This is a genomic window from Ruegeria sp. CDSC042 (assembly GCF_059610745.1).
The window spans coordinates 1,018,100-1,033,068 of record NZ_JBXWOF010000001.1 but is presented as its reverse complement, the minus strand read 5'-3'; the positions used below and the strand labels follow the sequence as shown (position 1 = coordinate 1,033,068).

The following is a 14,969-nucleotide window of genomic DNA, read 5'->3' as shown; positions in this document are numbered from 1 at the left end:
TCCGTTTCAGTACCTAGTGCGGATGTAATATCCGGGATGATGTGTCATGCGCGCAAAGGTAATTGGCTGTCCGTCTTTCCATGTCGTGCGCTCTAATTGGATCATGGACGTCCCCGAGGTTGTCCCCATGAATTCAGCCAGCCGTCCATCTGCCGAAATCGCGCAAAAGGCGACTTCAGCATCGGTGAAGGGGGCGGCGTGCAACAGCCACTCATGCGGGCCTTTGGTGTCGAGGTCAGCATGTTCCACTTCTGGAACAGCATCGATATTGATCCAGCGCTCTTCCAGTTGAAACGGCCGGTTGTCTGCATAGTGCATGCAGACAATATGCAAAACACGCGCTTCTTGCGAGACGCTTAACTGAGAGGCAAGCCATCCGGGGCTGGAGACGATATTACGCTCGACCAGCGCATAACGATAGGTGGAGTTCTGCCCCTCGACATCCAGTCGGGTCAGGGAAAACTCCAGTTTTGCGTGTTTGCTGGGTTCTTTTTTGACCCGCGTTCCGCTTTTACGTTTTCTTTCAACGAAGCCCTGATCTGCCAGTTCCCGCAAAGCACGATTTACCGTGGCACGGGCACAATTAAATTCTTCTGCCAACTGGGTTTCTGTCGGCAGCACCGACCCCTGTGGCCAAACTCTGGTTTCTATTCGTCGTTTTACTTCGTCACGTACAAACTGAAAACTGATCCGCTTATGCGCAGTCACGAGTGAAAATACCTTTCTTCTCCAAAGTGTATGTATCTGGTCAGAAACACGTAGGGGTGTAAAGGGTTGCTGACACTGTTTGGCGTCATTAGTTGTCGATAGGGCCTTTGAGGCGTTAAAATTTTCTTAGGAAACCGGGTTCCGTTGGGTCAATTTTCAGTAATAACTGAGAGGCAGTGAGCGAAGTTGCGAACACCCGCTCGTTTCGTGGAATTTGAAAGGAATACCAATGCCCCCGCTTTTGGACAAAATTGACCCCAATGGGTTAGAGGAGTTTTCGGTCGTCTTCACCGATCGCTCGCTTAATCACATGTCGGTTCAGTTTCAGCATGTGATGCGCGACATCTCTGAGATGCTGAAAGGCGTTTACAACGCTGACGGTGTGGCCGTTATCCCGGGCGGTGGTACCTATGCAATGGAAGCAGTCGCGCGCCAGTTTGCCCGCAATGCCAATGTCCTGGTGGTCAGGAATGGCTGGTTTTCTTATCGGTGGAGCCAGATCATCGAGTCCGGTGGGTTGACGGCGTCGGCAACAGTTCTGAAGGCGCGCCAGACCGGCAACTCGGCAACGTCCTCATTTGCGCCTGCTCCGATCGAGGAAGTCATCGAAACGATCCGCGATGGGCGCCCGGATGTTGTCTTTGCGCCGCATGTCGAAACGGCGGCCGGGGTCATTCTGCCCGACGACTATATTTCGGCGATGGCAGCCGCAGCCCACGAGGTTGGGGCGCTGATGGTTCTGGATTGCATCGCTTCGGGCTGCGCATGGGTGGATATGAAGGCGACGGGTGTGGATGTCCTGATCTCGGCCCCTCAGAAAGGGTGGAGCGCATCGCCTTGCGCGGGTCTTGTCATGCTGTCCGAACAGGCTGAGGCAAGGCTGGAGGAGACGACTTCGGACAGTTTTGCCGTCGACCTGAAGAAATGGCGTCAGATCATGCAAGCCTATGAAAATGGCGGTCACGCCTATCACGCCACGATGCCAACAGATGCGCTGAAAGCCTTCCGCGACACGATGGCTGAGACTCGAGACTATGGCTTTGACAAACTGCGTGACGCCCAGTGGGCATTGGGGGACGGTGTACGGGCAATGCTGAAGGAGAAGGGCATTGTTTCTGTCGCCGCCGATGGGTTTGGTGCGCCGGGTGTGGTGGTCAGCTATACCTCGGATCCCAATATCCAGAACGGCAGCAAATTCGCCGCCCTGGGCATGCAGATCGCTGCTGGTGTACCCTTGCAATGTGATGAGCCAGACGGGTTCAGCACCTTCCGTCTGGGCCTGTTCGGTCTGGACAAGCTGTACGATGTTGACGGCACAATCGCGCGTCTAAAGCGCGTGCTGGACCAGGTTTTGTGACCATCGGGCTTTAGCGGACGCCGAGACCCATCTGCATCAGCGTCTTGCGCACGGTCGGCAGCGAATACAGCGCGTTCAACCCCATTGCACGTATGTCCCGTAAAGGCCGCGCTTCGATCATCGAGGCGCGGTTCAGCAAGTCGATACCCTTGACCCGGGCCTCGATCTCGGCATGACGCGCTTTGTGATAGGCATCCAACATCTGCGCGTCACCCAGGCCCTCGGGACGGGCCTGTGCCAAATCCAGCAGGCATCGCAGATCACCCAAGGACATGTTCAGCCCCTGCGCACCGATGGGGGGCACGACATGGGCGGCTTCGGCCATCAGGGCCACGCGTTCGCCCGAAAGGCGCTCTGCCGATTGGCTGATGATCGGCCAGATTGTTCGGCGTGAAGCCAGTTTCAACGGACCGAACAACCCGCAGGACCGTTCGGTCATCAGCGCTTCAAAACTTTCCGGATCGGTGTTCAACAGCTCTACCGCGCGCGGGCCACGCTCCATCCATACAATCGCGGACGAGGGCTGACTCTGCCAGTCGGGCAGTGGAACTAGCGTGAACGGGCCGCCGGACCTGTGAATCTCGGTCGAGACGTTCTGATGCGGGATCGAGTGTGTAACCGCGAAGGCCAACGCCTTTTGCCCATAGCGCGTGGTGTGCACGTTGATCCCGGCGGCCTCTCGCATGGGCGAGTTGCGACCATCTGCGGCGATCACCAGTTTACAGCGGATGCGCGTCCCGTCGCTCAGGCCAACGCGGGCTTCGGCTGTACGGGTGAACAAGCTGACCGTGCCCGTTCCGGGGCGAAATTCGACATTGGGCAGTTCAGCGAGACGGGCCACCATTTCGCGCCGCAAGAGCCAGTTTGGCAGGTTCCAACCAAAGGGCTGGTCCGAGATATCTGCGGCATTGAAGTCGCGCACCACGCGCGGCTCGGGCACATCTCCGCCTGCATCCACAATCCGCATGATCTGAAGAGGGGCGGCATGCGCGTCGAGTTTTTCCCACAGCCCGCATTGTTCCAAAAGACCGTGGGCTGGTTGCAAAAACGCGGTGGTCCGTAAATCCGATCCGTCCACGTCCCGCTGGGTCACAGGTGGGGTAGGATCAACACAGACCACATTGAATCCAGCCGCGCCAAGGGCCGCCGCTGCGGTCAAACCGGCAATTCCGCCGCCGGAAATCAGGATGTCACACTGGTCGTTCATGGAGCCCTCTTTGGTTCTGAGCCGACCCTAGAGCGGTTCCGCTGCCTGCGCCAAGTGACATCCTGTCTCGCAGGTCAGCCGCGCGAGATCAGGATGAGGATCAGGAATATCACGGGCACCATCACGACGGCGGGGATATACAAGCCCGGCAAGCCAAACAGCATCACTGAACAGCCCCACATGCTGAAGATGGCGGCAGCGGTGTAATACCAGTCGTCCCCATCTGCATCGGCCGCATCGCGCGCCATCCAACCAAACAGGGGAACAGCAAATAGCAGGCGCTGCCAGATGGGTGAGCGCGGGGGCATTTCGATTGCGGACATCTGGGTCTCCGTTCTGTTCGTCGCAGTTGGGATATAGGGGCGGTGCCCGGGTCGCAGTACGTGCAGATCGTCGCAGTGTGACAGCCTATCGCAGGCGGGCCAGAAAGGCGGTCAGGTCGTCTGTATGATGGTGGATGTAATCGGCCATGTGCGGTTCGGGCGCGACATGAACTGTGCGCATCCCCATCTCATGCGGGGCCGCCAGATTGCGCGGATCGTCTTCGAACATGGCCGCTTTTTCTGCCTTGATTCCGTCTTGCGCAAAGATGGCCTGGAATGCGGCCTTCTCGGGTTTAGGACGGTATCCCGCATGCTCGACCCCATAGATGGCATCGAACAAACCGCTGAGGCCACGCGCCGCAAGGACGCGTTCGGCATAGGGCGCGCTGCCATTGGTATAGACAATGCGGCGACCGGGCAGAGCACGAATATGTGCCGCCAGATCCACGTCCGGGTCCATATGGCTCATATCCACCTGATGCACGGCATGCAGGTAAGGGTCGGGATCCAGATCATGTTCGGCCATCAGCCCGGCCAGCGTGGTGCCATATTCGCGCCAGTAATGGGATCGCAGCCGGTCGGCCTCGGCCCGGTCGACGCCGATGGCCTGGACCACATAATCCGTCATCAGCACCTCGATCTGATCGAACAGGCGCATATGCGGCGGGTACAGGGTGTTGTCCAGATCGAACACCCATTGGGAGACATGGCTGAAGGCAGGTTTGACCATGCCTGCCGTTTAAGCCGCGCAGCGCAGGTTTTCAATGCAGTACTTGATTGTGCGCACTGCAGACGGATAGACATGTCCGAACGAGGAGAAAAACTAAAGATGCCCCAATCCAAGCAGTCCAACAGCGACGCCTACAGCCTTATTCTCGAAGCGATTGATGTGGGCATCTACAAGCCCGGTGACAGGCTGGTCGAAAGCGAGCTGGCCGAAAGGTTCGGTGTTTCGCGCACGCCAATCCGCGAGGCATTGCAGCGGTTAGAGACCCAATCCTTGCTTGAACGCGACGGGCGTTCGCTGATTGTGGCCTCATTGGACCACAATCAGATGGCAGAGCTATATGTCGTTCGCCGTGAACTTGAAGGTCTCGCTGCAAGTTTGGCCGCCAAGCACGCGACCGAGGAAGAGATCAAGGTGCTGCAGGAAATGGTTGCCGAAGATGATGCGCTGGTGGACAATCCAAACGCCCTGTCTCGGGCGAACCGGCGGTTTCACGAACAGATCCATCTGGCCTCGCACAACCGCTATTTGGTGCAACAGCTGAACCTTGTGCACCGTACAATGGCCTTGATGGCAACGACATCGCTTGCGGTTTCCGGGCGCGGTGAGATCGCGCAAAGTGAACACAAAGGCATCGTCGAGGCTATTGCCGCCCGTGACGAGCAAGCCGCGGAACGTGCGTTGAAAGAGCATATCTCGGTCGCTTTCATGACGCGTCTCAAGCAGGATGCGGTTCGTCGCGAAAGCTGACGGTCACATGTCGAAGGCTTCTTCACTGGCTTGACCGTGTTGGGTTTTGTCCCAGAAGAACGGGTTGATAGCCAATTCCCAAAGGGCTTTGTAAGCTGCCAGCACACCCAAGGGGAAATACAACGGCATTGTCGGCACCCACGGCATCAGAAACCGTCTTTCACGGGCGGCGACAGCCAGTATCCCGATGGTCACATTCGTGATCTCTGCAAATACGAACAGAGCTATCAGTATGGTCATGACCTTGCTCGGAATGACCGGATCCAGCGGGCTGGCCAATCCGAATGTGGTAAGCCAGAACAGCCACAAAACCGGGGCCAGCAGGAATTGTCCGACGGTGCCCAGAAAAAACGCCTGAAGCCCAAGGAAGCGCAGCACACCCAGCTCTTTCAGCAGATGGATCGGCGCGCGCATATGGACAAGATATGTGACCATAAAGCCCTTGAGCCATCGTGAGCGCTGTTTGACCCAAGGCCAGGCCCGAAAGTTTGCTTCTTCGAAAGTGGCGGTATCAACCATCTCGGTCCGATAACCCGCGCGGCTGAGTCGGACGCCCAGATCCGCGTCTTCGGTCACATTATGGGCATCCCAACCGCCCAGTTCCAACAGCTTTTCGCGACGAAAGAAAAAGGTTGTACCACCAAGTGGAACCACCAGCCCCAACCGGGCAATGCCAGGCAGGATGACCCGAAACCAACTGTTATACTCGATGGTAAAGCAGCGAGACCGCCAGTTGGTGCGCGGGTTGTAATAGTCCAGAACGCCTTGCAAGCAGACGACGTCTTCACTGGCTTGGGTGAAATGTCCGACGATGCGTTCGATTTGATCGGGAAGAGGGGCGTCCTCGGCATCCCAAACGCCCAGAATGTCACCACGACAGAAATCCAGCGCATAGTTCATCGCGCGCGGTTTTGTCGTCAGCCCGCTTAATGCCGGTACTTCGATCGTGCGGATCCAACAGGGCAGCTCGATTTTGGCCAGGGTTGCGCGGGTTACCATATCCGTTTCTTCCAAAACCAGAATGACGTCCAAAAGAGCTTTGGGATATGTCAGACGCCGCAATCGGCGGATCAGAGCGCCAGCAATCTCTCGCTCTTTGTACAAAGGGACCATGATGGAAACGCGAGGCAGTCGAAGAGGAAGCGTGGTGGCAGTCTGACTGTGGCGTTTTTCTTTGTAACACAGAAACGAGAGCAATCCCGCCAGTCGCAATGTCAGGAATAATACAAGCGACGTAACGGCCAAAACGACCAGAGCCAGCAGCCCCGGAATGGGTTGCGCCAGGAACAGTGTGGCGAGGCCAAGCACTATGGCAATCGGCCCAATACGCGAGTGCCGAGTCCAGGATCGGCAACTCTGAGCTATTGCCACACGGGTTTCAGCCTTTTCAGCAAGGCTTTCCGAGAAAATTCTGGCGATCGCGTCGTCGATCCGGTCCGCATCGGCAAGCACGGGTATGATCGTTTGCTTTTCCTTTGCCAACTGCTTGCGAACTGCGTCGAACTGATCGGGATTGGCGGTAGCGACCAGCAGAATGGGACCGATGCGCATCCAGGGAATGATGTTGTGATCCAGCCAAAAGCTGGCGGGGCGGGTTTTGCAAAGGTCCGGATTTGGTGGATGCAGATCCAGGTCCGCGATCTGCAATCCTGTTTGTTCAGACAGCGCCGTCAGAACCTCGGACCGATCTACCCAGCCTTCGCCGACCAGGATTTCGCCCAGTGCAACATTTTGTCTGGATTGCAGGTGCAGGGCTTTTTGCAACTGATGGTTCGAAAGTAGCCCGCGGTCGATCAGGCAAGCCCCCAAAGGCTTGCGCACCGTTGTAGAAATCGGCGCGGCCGATGCGAAATGCTGCAGGTTCAGTTCAACCATTCAATCAACCCAGACGTGGTAATCTGCGTCAGGGTGGAGCGATTAAGGTTAATAGGCCGTTAAGACTGTATGATTATGCCTGTGCCTTCCGGGCGGCCATCGCATGCGAGAACCGCTCGAACAGGTAGAAGCTGTCTTGTGGACCTGGAGATGCCTCTGGGTGGTACTGTACCGAATAGACCGGTCGATCCGTCATGCGAATTCCGCAGTTTGAACCATCAAACAACGAACGATGAGTCTCAACGACACCGTCGGGAAGGGTTTGAGCGTCTACCGCAAACCCATGGTTCATAGACGTTATTTCCACCTTCCCAGTCTCGAGATCTTTTACTGGGTGGTTCGCCCCGTGGTGGCCGTGATTCATCTTGACAGTCTGACCGCCAAGGGCCAGCGCAAGCATCTGATGACCAAGGCAAATCCCGAATACGGGTAGGTCGGTGGTGTCCAATACCTCTTTGATCATCGGTACTGCGTATTCACCCGTAGCCGCTGGATCACCGGGGCCATTGGACAGGAATACGCCGTCGGGACTATGGGCCAGAACCTCAGCCGCGGTTGCCGTTGCGGGCAGCACAATGACATCGCACCCGGTCGAGGCAAGGCATCTCAGGATATTGCGCTTTGCCCCGAAATCCAGTGCCACAACCTTATGTACTGGGGCCTCTTGCCGTTTATAGCCCTCTGGCCAGGCCCAACGCATCTCATCCCAGCGATAGCTTTGCGCACAAGTCACTTCCTTGGCCAAATCCATACCTTCAAGCCCGGCAAAGCCACGCGCAGCCGATACCAGAGCTTCGATGTCGAAATTGCCCTCTGGATCATGGGCCAATGCCACATGAGGTGCGCCTTGCTGGCGAATTGCGCGGGTTAACCGGCGGGTATCGACACCGCCAATGGCAATACGCCCACGCTGGGCAAGCCATGATTTCAGCTCTTCAGCAGACCGCCAGCTGGACGGTTCGGTTGGGTCCCATTTGACGACCATTCCGGCCGCGACAGGATCACCGGTTTCGTCATCCTCGGGGTTCACGCCAACATTTCCGATATGAGGGAAAGTGAAGGTCACGATCTGCCCGGCATAAGAAGGATCGGTCATGATCTCTTGATAGCCAGTCATTGCGGTGTTGAAACACAGCTCGGCCACGGTCTGGCCTGTGGCGCCGAAACCGACCCCGTAGAACAGTGTTCCATCGGCCAAAGCCAGACATGCGGTGGGCTTGGACGGGGCGTTCTGGGCCATAGCGCGACTCTCCTGCAGGGTAAATCGGCGCATACCTAAGGGGGTTATGCGCTTGGGTCAAGTGTGTTCAATTTTTGGGCTATTGAGCAATATCAATGACTTAGATGTTGAGGCCCCCGGTTGTATCACGCTTTTTGTTTCGATATGGTCGGGGTTCCTTTTGTCATGGGGATGGACAAACTAAATGGATATGCGATCACGGGTGAATTCCGCCCTGAAGCAAGCAATGAAAGACAAGAACGCCGAGCGTCTGTCGACCCTACGTCTGATCAATGCAGCAATCAAGGACCGGGATATCGCGTCTCGTGCTGCGGTCAACGAGGAAGCCAAGGGTTGCGGTGATGCCGAAGTTCTTGAAATTCTAGGGAAAATGTCCAAGCAGCGTAAGGAAAGTGCGCGTGCTTACGAAGAGGGTGGACGCCTCGATCTGGCGGAGCGTGAACTGCGCGAGATAGAAGTCATAGAAGAATTCCTGCCCGAGCAACTGGACGACGATGAGGTGACGAAAGCCATCCAATCAGCGATTACGGCCACTGGTGCCGGGTCGATCCGGGATATGGGCAAGGTCATGGGCGAGCTCAAGACACGCTATACTGGCCAGATGGACTTTGGGAAAGTTGGGCCCATGGTCAAAGATCAGCTTTGTGCGGCTGCCAGCGGCTGACTGCCGTGACATGCTGAAAGTTTACTGCGCGACTGGTTCGCGCAGTTTTTCTTTGAGGTCATCGTAAAGCGCAATCCGCTCTTCCTCGGACAGGAATGCGCCGATTTCGACTTCGCGACCTTCACCCTTGAGGGTGACGTAGTTCGGAACCGGGCCGCCGCTCTGATGGATCTCGGGGCGGGCCCAATAGCGATTACAGGCCCATTCCTGCTGCCCCCGTCGCGGGTCATGATGTATCAGATGCGCCTGTGTTCCGGTCAGCGTCAGGACTTCGAATATGCTACGGGCCCGATAGTTTGACCGGAGCGCCAGCCAAAGGCCAATTACTGTTAGCAGCAGGAAGGGCAGCAACCCCCAAAGCAAGGCCGAGCCAAGAACGGCCAAAAGTGGGATCAGCCCGAATAGAAAGACCCCAAACACAACTCGCACCGCCCAAGGACGCGGCAGTGAGTTATGCGGCCACAGGCGCAGCTCAAGTTCTGATGTGGTGGTTTGATTCCATCTGTAGGGCATGGTCGGAAGATAGCCCAAAGAGTGTCCGAGTCGACGCTGAAAATTCAGATGACGTGCCCGACGCGGGCCCACGAAAGGGCATCGTCCAGCCGATCATCCCCCCAAAAGACTTCGTTCCCCACAACCAGGCTTGGGGCGCCAAAAATGCCCAGCTTGATTGCGCGTAGTGTTTCCGCCTCAAGTGCGGCGACAATGTCGGGGCTGCGCGCGCGGGACAGGATCAGTCGGGGATCCTGCTGACTGCGATGTAGCGCTTCGGACAGGGCGGTTTCGCTGCCGGCCTCTACACCTTCTTCGAACCAGATCCGATATAGAATTTGCGTAAAGTTCTTGCCCCAGCCTTCTTCCATTCCTAACAGCGCTACTTGATTTGCCAAGGCAAGGTCAGAAATGGGGTAGGGCGCAGGAAGCTGGGCGTGTATATGGTACTTAGCCGCCCGACGCTCAATGTCGCGCCACATATAGGCGGATTTGACGGGTTTCCCTGCAAAGGGGATGTTCTTCTGCTGCGACATCACTGTGCGTACATTGAACGGCCGCCATGTGACGGACGCATCGTGTTCAGAACACCAATCGTCCAGGCGCATGATCGTCAGAAAGCTGTAAGTGCTTCCGATAGAGTACCAGAAATCAAGATCGGGCATATGAACCCTCGGGGTTGCCGATTGTTTTGCCTTTACCAGAGTACCCTATTTTGACCGATCTGGCGAATTTCCGGTGGCACGCCACTTAGAAATGAAAAACCCCGCCAAGTTGGCGGGGTTTTCTGTTGGTTCAGAGGGATCAGTGCGCGTGGCCCTTGTCCCAGTCTTCTTGCTTGGGCAGCTGCTCGAACGTGTGTTCGGGCGGCGGCGAGGGCAGGGTCCATTCCAGCGTATCCGCGTATTCGTTCCACGGGTTGTTCCGGGTCTCACGTGCGCCACGGAACAAGGCGTAGAACACGATACCAAAGAACAGCAGGAACGAGGCGAAGGATACAAAGGCGCCAATCGACGAGACATAGTTCCACTGCGCGAACGCTTCGGGATAATCGATGTAGCGACGTGGCATGCCCTGACGGCCCAGGAAGTGCTGGGGGAAGAAGGTCAGGTTGGCGCCGATGAAGAACAGCCAGAAGTGAACCTTGCCCCAGAACTCTGAATACTGACGGCCTGTCATCTTGGAGAAGTAGAAATAGATCCCAGCAAAGATCGCAAACACTGCGCCCAGCGACATCACATAGTGGAAGTGTGCAACCACATAATATGTGTCGTGATAGGCGCGGTCGATACCGGCCTGCGACAGAACCACACCGGTCACACCACCAACGGTGAACAGGAACAGGAAACCGAAAGCAAACAGCATCGGTGTCTTGAACTCGATCGAGCCGCCCCACATGGTTGCGATCCACGAGAAGACCTTAACGCCGGTAGGAACCGCGATGACCATCGTTGCCAGCATGAAGTAGGCTTGCTGCTGGACCGACATGCCAACTGTGTACATGTGGTGTGCCCACACGACAAAGCCCAGTACACCGATCGCAATAAGTGCCCAAACCATCGGCAGGTAACCGAAGACTGGCTTGCGCGAGAAGGTCGCGATGATGTGGCTGATAAGGCCAAATCCAGGTAGGATCACGATGTACACTTCTGGGTGGCCAAAGAACCACAGGATGTGCTGATACAGGATTGGATCACCACCACCGGCCGGATCAAAGAAGGTGAAACCAAAGTTGCGGTCCATTAGCAACATGGTGATCGCACCTGCCAAAACCGGCAGCGACAGAAGAATCAGCCACGAGGTGATGAAGATCGACCAACTGAACAGCGGCACCTTGAACAGGGTCATGCCCGGGGCACGCATGTTCAGGAAGGTGGTAATCATGTTGATCGCGCCGAGGATCGAGGAGGCGCCCGATACGTGCACGGCAAAGATCGCGAGGTCCATGGACATTCCGCCCTCGCTCGTCGACAGCGGCGGGTACAGAACCCAGCCGACGCCCGAACCAAGCTGGTCGTTACCACCGGGGCTCAGCAGCGAGGCCACGCCCAGCGAAGTACCGGCGACATAGAGCCAGAAGGACAAGTTGTTCATCCGCGGGAACGCCATGTCCGGCGCGCCAATCTGCAACGGCATGAAATAGTTGCCAAATCCGCCGAATAGGGCAGGGATGACCACGAAGAACATCATCAGAACACCGTGGTAGGTGATCATCACGTTCCACAGATGCCCGTTCGGAGTGCAGAGCTCGGCACCGCTGCCGAACAAGCGGAACCCTTCCATGCACATGTGCTGTACCCCGGGCTCCATCAATTCGATCCGCATGATAACAGTCATCAGAACCGAGATTAGACCGGCCAGGGCCGAGACGATCAGGTACAGAATCCCGATGTCCTTGTGGTTGGTCGACATGAACCAGCGGGTAAAGAACCCGCGCTGGTCTTCATGGTCGTGACCATGAATGGCTGCGTCTGCCATTAGGTGCCTCCTGTTGCAACTACACCGCGCTGTCGGACCTCTCCAACGCGCGGGATTCCTGCTGGTTTTAGATTGCGTGGGGGCGACCTTCAATGGTCGAGTTTGATCTGGATCAAGATTAATTGTCGCGGGTGCCGGTTGCAGGGCTTCGAAAAAGAGCACAACTTTCGGCAAATGGAGGAGACCGGATGGTTCTGAACTACGTGACGACCGAAAAGGCTCAGGCGGCCACCGGGCTACGCATGATCGTTGTCGGAGGTGTGCCAAGCCCTTGGAGCGAAGCCGCAAAGGGTATTTTTCACGTAAAGCGTCTGCCTTGGCTGCCAGTTTATCTGGACCATCAGGACCGGGCGCAGACCATCTGGGCGCAAACGGACAGCGCACCGGTTGTGTTCTGGAAAGATGAGGCACCGCTTTCCGAAACGGCCGATATTGTCGCCTTGGCACAACGAATCGCGCCTGAGCCAGATTTGTTGCCAGCATCAATGGCGCCCGACATTCTCGCCTTCATTGACTTACTTGCGGCCCCAAATGGATTGGGCTGGCAAAGGCGGCTTCAGCAAATCCAAGCTGGTATGCGAGGCCAAGAAGGTGGGTTCCATCCCAAGATTGCCGACTATCTTGGCAAGAAATACGGCTATGATACAGAAGCAGGTGAAATGGCTGCCGATCGCGCTGATGGGATATTGAAACGCGTCAGTAGCAAGCTCGCAGAAAGTGGTGATTTTCTGTTTGGCAACACGCTCACTGCAGCAGATATTTATTGCGCTGCCTTCATGGCTTTGTTCGCACCGTTGCCGGAAGAGTTGTGTGCTATGCGGCTGAGTACCCGAAGGGTTTTCGAGCATATATCCGATCCTATACGGGATACTCTTTCGGCAGGTTTGCTGTTGCATCGGGACAGGGTATACCGCGATTTTCTGGAAACACCTTTGTCGCTCTGATCGCATGTGCATTGCGTCTTGACCGCCAAGATGCGGCACCGCACAAACACCTCATGAAAAACGTCCAAACGGAGGCCGAGTATGTCTGCCTATGATCCCGATAACATTTTCGCCAAGATCCTGCGTGGTGAAATCCCTGCAAACCGGGTCTATGAAGACGACGACACACTGGCCTTCATGGACATCATGCCGCGCACGGACGGGCATCTGCTGGTGATCCCGAAAACGCCTTGTCGCAACGTGCTGGATGCCAGCCCAGAACAGCTTGCTTCTGTGATCTCAACGGTTCAGAAGATGGCGCAGGCGGTGAAAGCGGCGTTTGGCGCGGATGGTGTCACCATCCAACAGTTCAACGAGGCTGCAGGTGGGCAAGAAGTGTTTCATCTGCATTTCCACGTTTTGCCGCGGCACGAAGGCGTTTCGATGCGACCGCCGGGCAATATGGGTGATTTTGACCTGATCGCTAAAAACGCCGGTAAAATCAAAGACGCGCTGGCCTGATCACCCGCTACAGGATCAGTGCGATCCAAGGCATTTGCTATGGTCGCCAAACGCGTTCAGCACTTCACATACATGGTCGTGGGTGCCGTCACAGGCGGCTGTGATGCGTTCCAGTTCGGCCTCAAGGCTGCGCAGCAATGTTATCCGGTTGCGCAGTTCAGTCAGCTGACGATCCGCGATTTCATGAACATGGTCCAGATCCGCCCCCTGCGCCCCTTCCAAAGAAAGCAACGCCTCGACATCCGGCAAAGGCAGGCCCAGATCACGCGAGTGGCGGATAAATTGGAGGCGTTTCAGAGCAGTCTCGTCATATCTGCGCTGATTGCCCGCCGTCCGATACGGTTTGGCCAACAAGCCTTTTTCCTCATAGAAACGGATCGTGGGCACCTTGACCCCGGTTTGCCGCGACAAATCTCCGATTGAGTACATTTTGTGCTTTTTGCCTCTTGAACCTCTAGTGACTAGAGGAATTACATAAGATGGCAGTTCAAAACAAGGATCTGATCTGCCATGTCACATAACCACACCCACTCTCACATTGATCCGAATGCCGGTGACCGGAGGGTGGTCGGAGCGATCGGCGTCAATATGGTATTGACGCTTGCACAAATAGTGGGGGGCATTTTGTCTGGCTCACTGGCCTTGATCGCAGATGCCTTGCATAATTTTTCAGATGCCATCGCGCTGATCATCGCGTTTTTCGCTCGTAAGATTGCGCGACGCCCGGCAGATCCACGGATGAGCTTTGGTTATGGTCGGGCAGAGGTTGTGGCCGCTCTTGTTAACTACACCACTCTTGTCGTTCTTGCCGTTTATCTGATGTACGAAGGTGTCATGCGGTTTATCGAGCCCGAACCGGTGAATGGCTGGATCGTCGTCTGGATCGCAGCGCTGGCCCTGATCGTCGATCTGATCACGGCTGCACTGACCTATTCGATGGCAAAGGACAGTATGAATATCAGGGCGGCCTTTCTGCACAATGTGGCAGATGCATTGGGCTCGTTGGCAGTGATCGTCGCCGGGACCATGGTCATCGTGTTCAACTGGACATGGGTGGATCCCGCCGTAACCATTCTGATCTCGGTCTACATCCTTTGGCATGTGAAATCTGAAATTGGCGAAACCATTCACGTCTTGATGTTGGGTGCACCATCCGACCTTGACCCAGAAGAGGTCGCTTCGATGATCGAGGCCACCGAGGGCGTTGTTTCGGTCCATCACGTTCATCTGTGGAGTATGCAGGAGCATGAACCTGCCCTGACTGCACATGTGGTTGCGACCAGCCACGCAGACGAAGATGCCAGGTGGCTTTCCACAACCATCAAGAATGCGCTGCAGGATCAGTTCGGGATCGGCCATGCAACGCTTGAAATTGAAAGTGGGGAAGAGGTTTGTGGCCATCTGGCCCGGTTTGGACATGACAAACACGAGCACTAAAAAAGAAATTGCCGTTCCGATTTGGGGTCGGAACGGCAGACTCGTAACCAAAACACTTACCTGTTTTCCCAGGGGATACCTGCGATCACCGGCTTAACACACCACTCACTCTAGAACGGTAAATCCATACTAGGCGTTAATGGGACCCAAGTATTCATATTTGTGAAATTTAACTAGATTCCGTCGGAAACCAGACGGACCGATCGGGAATTGTTTCCAAATTTTGAAACAGAGCGGATCTGACGGCAGGATTGTAGTCGGTGCCG

16 protein-coding genes are annotated in these 14,969 nt (G+C 56.1%); 6 read left to right on the top strand and 10 right to left on the bottom strand.

What is annotated here, in order from left to right:
- Positions 1-6 precede the first annotated feature (6 nt).
- Entirely contained in the window at positions 7-708 is a 702-nt protein-coding gene (gene hutC / locus AC2FHX_RS05170) for a histidine utilization transcriptional repressor HutC (protein WP_142634498.1), read from the bottom strand.
- A gap of 229 nt (positions 709-937) precedes the next feature.
- Between hutC and AC2FHX_RS05165 the strand changes: the two genes are divergently transcribed.
- A complete protein-coding gene (locus AC2FHX_RS05165; RefSeq protein ID WP_496700069.1) occupies positions 938-2,065 on the top strand; it encodes an aminotransferase class V-fold PLP-dependent enzyme in 1,128 nt (375 codons plus the stop codon).
- A gap of 10 nt (positions 2,066-2,075) precedes the next feature.
- Here the strand turns inward: AC2FHX_RS05165 and AC2FHX_RS05160 are convergent, their stop codons facing one another.
- From AC2FHX_RS05160 to AC2FHX_RS05150, 3 genes are all read right to left on the bottom strand, one after another.
- Complete coding sequence (locus AC2FHX_RS05160) at positions 2,076-3,272, bottom strand: UbiH/UbiF family hydroxylase (RefSeq protein ID WP_496700070.1); 1,197 nt, start codon at positions 3,270-3,272, stop codon at positions 2,076-2,078.
- Between the two features lie 74 nt (positions 3,273-3,346).
- On the bottom strand, positions 3,347-3,595 hold the full coding sequence (locus AC2FHX_RS05155; RefSeq protein WP_271946430.1) for a hypothetical protein: 249 nt from the start codon (positions 3,593-3,595) through the stop codon (positions 3,347-3,349).
- 85 nt (positions 3,596-3,680) lie between these two features.
- On the bottom strand, positions 3,681-4,325 hold the full coding sequence (locus tag AC2FHX_RS05150) for a pyrimidine 5'-nucleotidase (protein ID WP_281972287.1): 645 nt from the start codon (positions 4,323-4,325) through the stop codon (positions 3,681-3,683).
- A 99-nt stretch (positions 4,326-4,424) separates the two neighbouring features.
- Here AC2FHX_RS05150 and AC2FHX_RS05145 point away from each other — a divergent pair, with 99 nt between their 5' ends.
- Complete coding sequence (locus AC2FHX_RS05145) at positions 4,425-5,072, top strand: GntR family transcriptional regulator (protein ID WP_142634488.1); 648 nt, start codon at positions 4,425-4,427, stop codon at positions 5,070-5,072.
- A gap of 3 nt (positions 5,073-5,075) precedes the next feature.
- Here the strand turns inward: AC2FHX_RS05145 and AC2FHX_RS05140 are convergent, their stop codons facing one another.
- Together AC2FHX_RS05140 and carA are read right to left on the bottom strand one after the other, a co-directional pair.
- Positions 5,076-6,947: a glycosyltransferase gene (locus AC2FHX_RS05140; RefSeq protein WP_496700073.1), complete on the bottom strand. Its 1,872-nt coding sequence runs from the start codon at positions 6,945-6,947 to the stop codon at positions 5,076-5,078.
- A 73-nt stretch (positions 6,948-7,020) separates the two neighbouring features.
- Positions 7,021-8,187: a glutamine-hydrolyzing carbamoyl-phosphate synthase small subunit gene (gene carA / locus AC2FHX_RS05135; protein WP_496700075.1), complete on the bottom strand. Its 1,167-nt coding sequence runs from the start codon at positions 8,185-8,187 to the stop codon at positions 7,021-7,023.
- A 184-nt stretch (positions 8,188-8,371) separates the two neighbouring features.
- Between carA and AC2FHX_RS05130 the strand changes: the two genes are divergently transcribed.
- Complete coding sequence (locus tag AC2FHX_RS05130; protein WP_142634482.1) at positions 8,372-8,851, top strand: GatB/YqeY domain-containing protein; 480 nt, start codon at positions 8,372-8,374, stop codon at positions 8,849-8,851.
- Between the two features lie 21 nt (positions 8,852-8,872).
- On the opposite strand, the gene AC2FHX_RS05125 is transcribed toward AC2FHX_RS05130, so the two are convergent.
- The 3 genes from AC2FHX_RS05125 to ctaD all read right to left on the bottom strand — a co-directional run bounded on the left by AC2FHX_RS05125 (position 8,873) and on the right by ctaD (position 11,821).
- A complete protein-coding gene (locus tag AC2FHX_RS05125; protein WP_496695061.1) occupies positions 8,873-9,364 on the bottom strand; it encodes a DUF2244 domain-containing protein in 492 nt (163 codons plus the stop codon).
- Between the two features lie 44 nt (positions 9,365-9,408).
- The gene (locus tag AC2FHX_RS05120; protein WP_496700076.1) at positions 9,409-10,008 is read right to left on the bottom strand and encodes a 2-hydroxychromene-2-carboxylate isomerase; all 600 of its coding nucleotides are present in this window, start codon (positions 10,006-10,008) and stop codon (positions 9,409-9,411) included.
- Positions 10,009-10,147: 139 nt separating this feature from the next.
- Positions 10,148-11,821: a cytochrome c oxidase subunit I gene (gene ctaD, locus AC2FHX_RS05115; protein ID WP_142634476.1), complete on the bottom strand. Its 1,674-nt coding sequence runs from the start codon at positions 11,819-11,821 to the stop codon at positions 10,148-10,150.
- Positions 11,822-12,009: 188 nt separating this feature from the next.
- On the opposite strand from ctaD, the gene AC2FHX_RS05110 reads away from it, so the two are divergent.
- Both AC2FHX_RS05110 and AC2FHX_RS05105 read left to right on the top strand, forming a co-directional pair.
- Positions 12,010-12,765: a glutathione S-transferase family protein gene (locus AC2FHX_RS05110; RefSeq protein WP_496700077.1), complete on the top strand. Its 756-nt coding sequence runs from the start codon at positions 12,010-12,012 to the stop codon at positions 12,763-12,765.
- Positions 12,766-12,846: 81 nt separating this feature from the next.
- Positions 12,847-13,266 (top strand): HIT family protein, encoded by a 420-nt coding sequence (locus AC2FHX_RS05105; RefSeq protein WP_496678134.1) that lies wholly within the window; start codon positions 12,847-12,849, stop codon positions 13,264-13,266.
- Positions 13,267-13,281: 15 nt separating this feature from the next.
- Here AC2FHX_RS05105 and AC2FHX_RS05100 read toward each other — a convergent pair whose 3' ends face one another.
- Positions 13,282-13,695 carry a MerR family transcriptional regulator gene (locus AC2FHX_RS05100; RefSeq protein WP_281972282.1) on the bottom strand — a complete coding sequence of 138 codons (414 nt, stop codon included), beginning with the start codon at positions 13,693-13,695 and terminating at the stop codon, positions 13,282-13,284.
- 81 nt (positions 13,696-13,776) lie between these two features.
- On the opposite strand from AC2FHX_RS05100, the gene AC2FHX_RS05095 reads away from it, so the two are divergent.
- Positions 13,777-14,703 (top strand): cation diffusion facilitator family transporter, encoded by a 927-nt coding sequence (locus AC2FHX_RS05095; RefSeq protein WP_142634468.1) that lies wholly within the window; start codon positions 13,777-13,779, stop codon positions 14,701-14,703.
- Positions 14,704-14,969: the final 266 nt, after the last annotated feature.

Bases quoted from the DNA above. Each gene is read 5' to 3' on its own strand.
- AC2FHX_RS05165 (WP_496700069.1), top strand. From the start codon at position 938: ATGCCCCCGCTTTTGGACAAAATTGACCCCAATGGGTTAGAGGAGTTT.
- AC2FHX_RS05160 (WP_496700070.1), bottom strand. From the start codon at position 3,272: ATGAACGACCAGTGTGACATCCTGATTTCCGGCGGCGGAATTGCCGGT.
- AC2FHX_RS05155 (WP_271946430.1), bottom strand. From the start codon at position 3,595: ATGTCCGCAATCGAAATGCCCCCGCGCTCACCCATCTGGCAGCGCCTG.
- AC2FHX_RS05150 (WP_281972287.1), bottom strand. From the start codon at position 4,325: ATGGTCAAACCTGCCTTCAGCCATGTCTCCCAATGGGTGTTCGATCTG.
- AC2FHX_RS05145 (WP_142634488.1), top strand. From the start codon at position 4,425: ATGCCCCAATCCAAGCAGTCCAACAGCGACGCCTACAGCCTTATTCTC.
- AC2FHX_RS05140 (WP_496700073.1), bottom strand. From the start codon at position 6,947: ATGGTTGAACTGAACCTGCAGCATTTCGCATCGGCCGCGCCGATTTCT.
- carA (WP_496700075.1), bottom strand. From the start codon at position 8,187: ATGGCCCAGAACGCCCCGTCCAAGCCCACCGCATGTCTGGCTTTGGCC.
- AC2FHX_RS05130 (WP_142634482.1), top strand. From the start codon at position 8,372: ATGGATATGCGATCACGGGTGAATTCCGCCCTGAAGCAAGCAATGAAA.
- AC2FHX_RS05125 (WP_496695061.1), bottom strand. From the start codon at position 9,364: ATGCCCTACAGATGGAATCAAACCACCACATCAGAACTTGAGCTGCGC.
- AC2FHX_RS05120 (WP_496700076.1), bottom strand. From the start codon at position 10,008: ATGCCCGATCTTGATTTCTGGTACTCTATCGGAAGCACTTACAGCTTT.
- ctaD (WP_142634476.1), bottom strand. From the start codon at position 11,821: ATGGCAGACGCAGCCATTCATGGTCACGACCATGAAGACCAGCGCGGG.
- AC2FHX_RS05110 (WP_496700077.1), top strand. From the start codon at position 12,010: ATGGTTCTGAACTACGTGACGACCGAAAAGGCTCAGGCGGCCACCGGG.
- AC2FHX_RS05105 (WP_496678134.1), top strand. From the start codon at position 12,847: ATGTCTGCCTATGATCCCGATAACATTTTCGCCAAGATCCTGCGTGGT.
- AC2FHX_RS05100 (WP_281972282.1), bottom strand. From the start codon at position 13,695: ATGTACTCAATCGGAGATTTGTCGCGGCAAACCGGGGTCAAGGTGCCC.
- AC2FHX_RS05095 (WP_142634468.1), top strand. From the start codon at position 13,777: ATGTCACATAACCACACCCACTCTCACATTGATCCGAATGCCGGTGAC.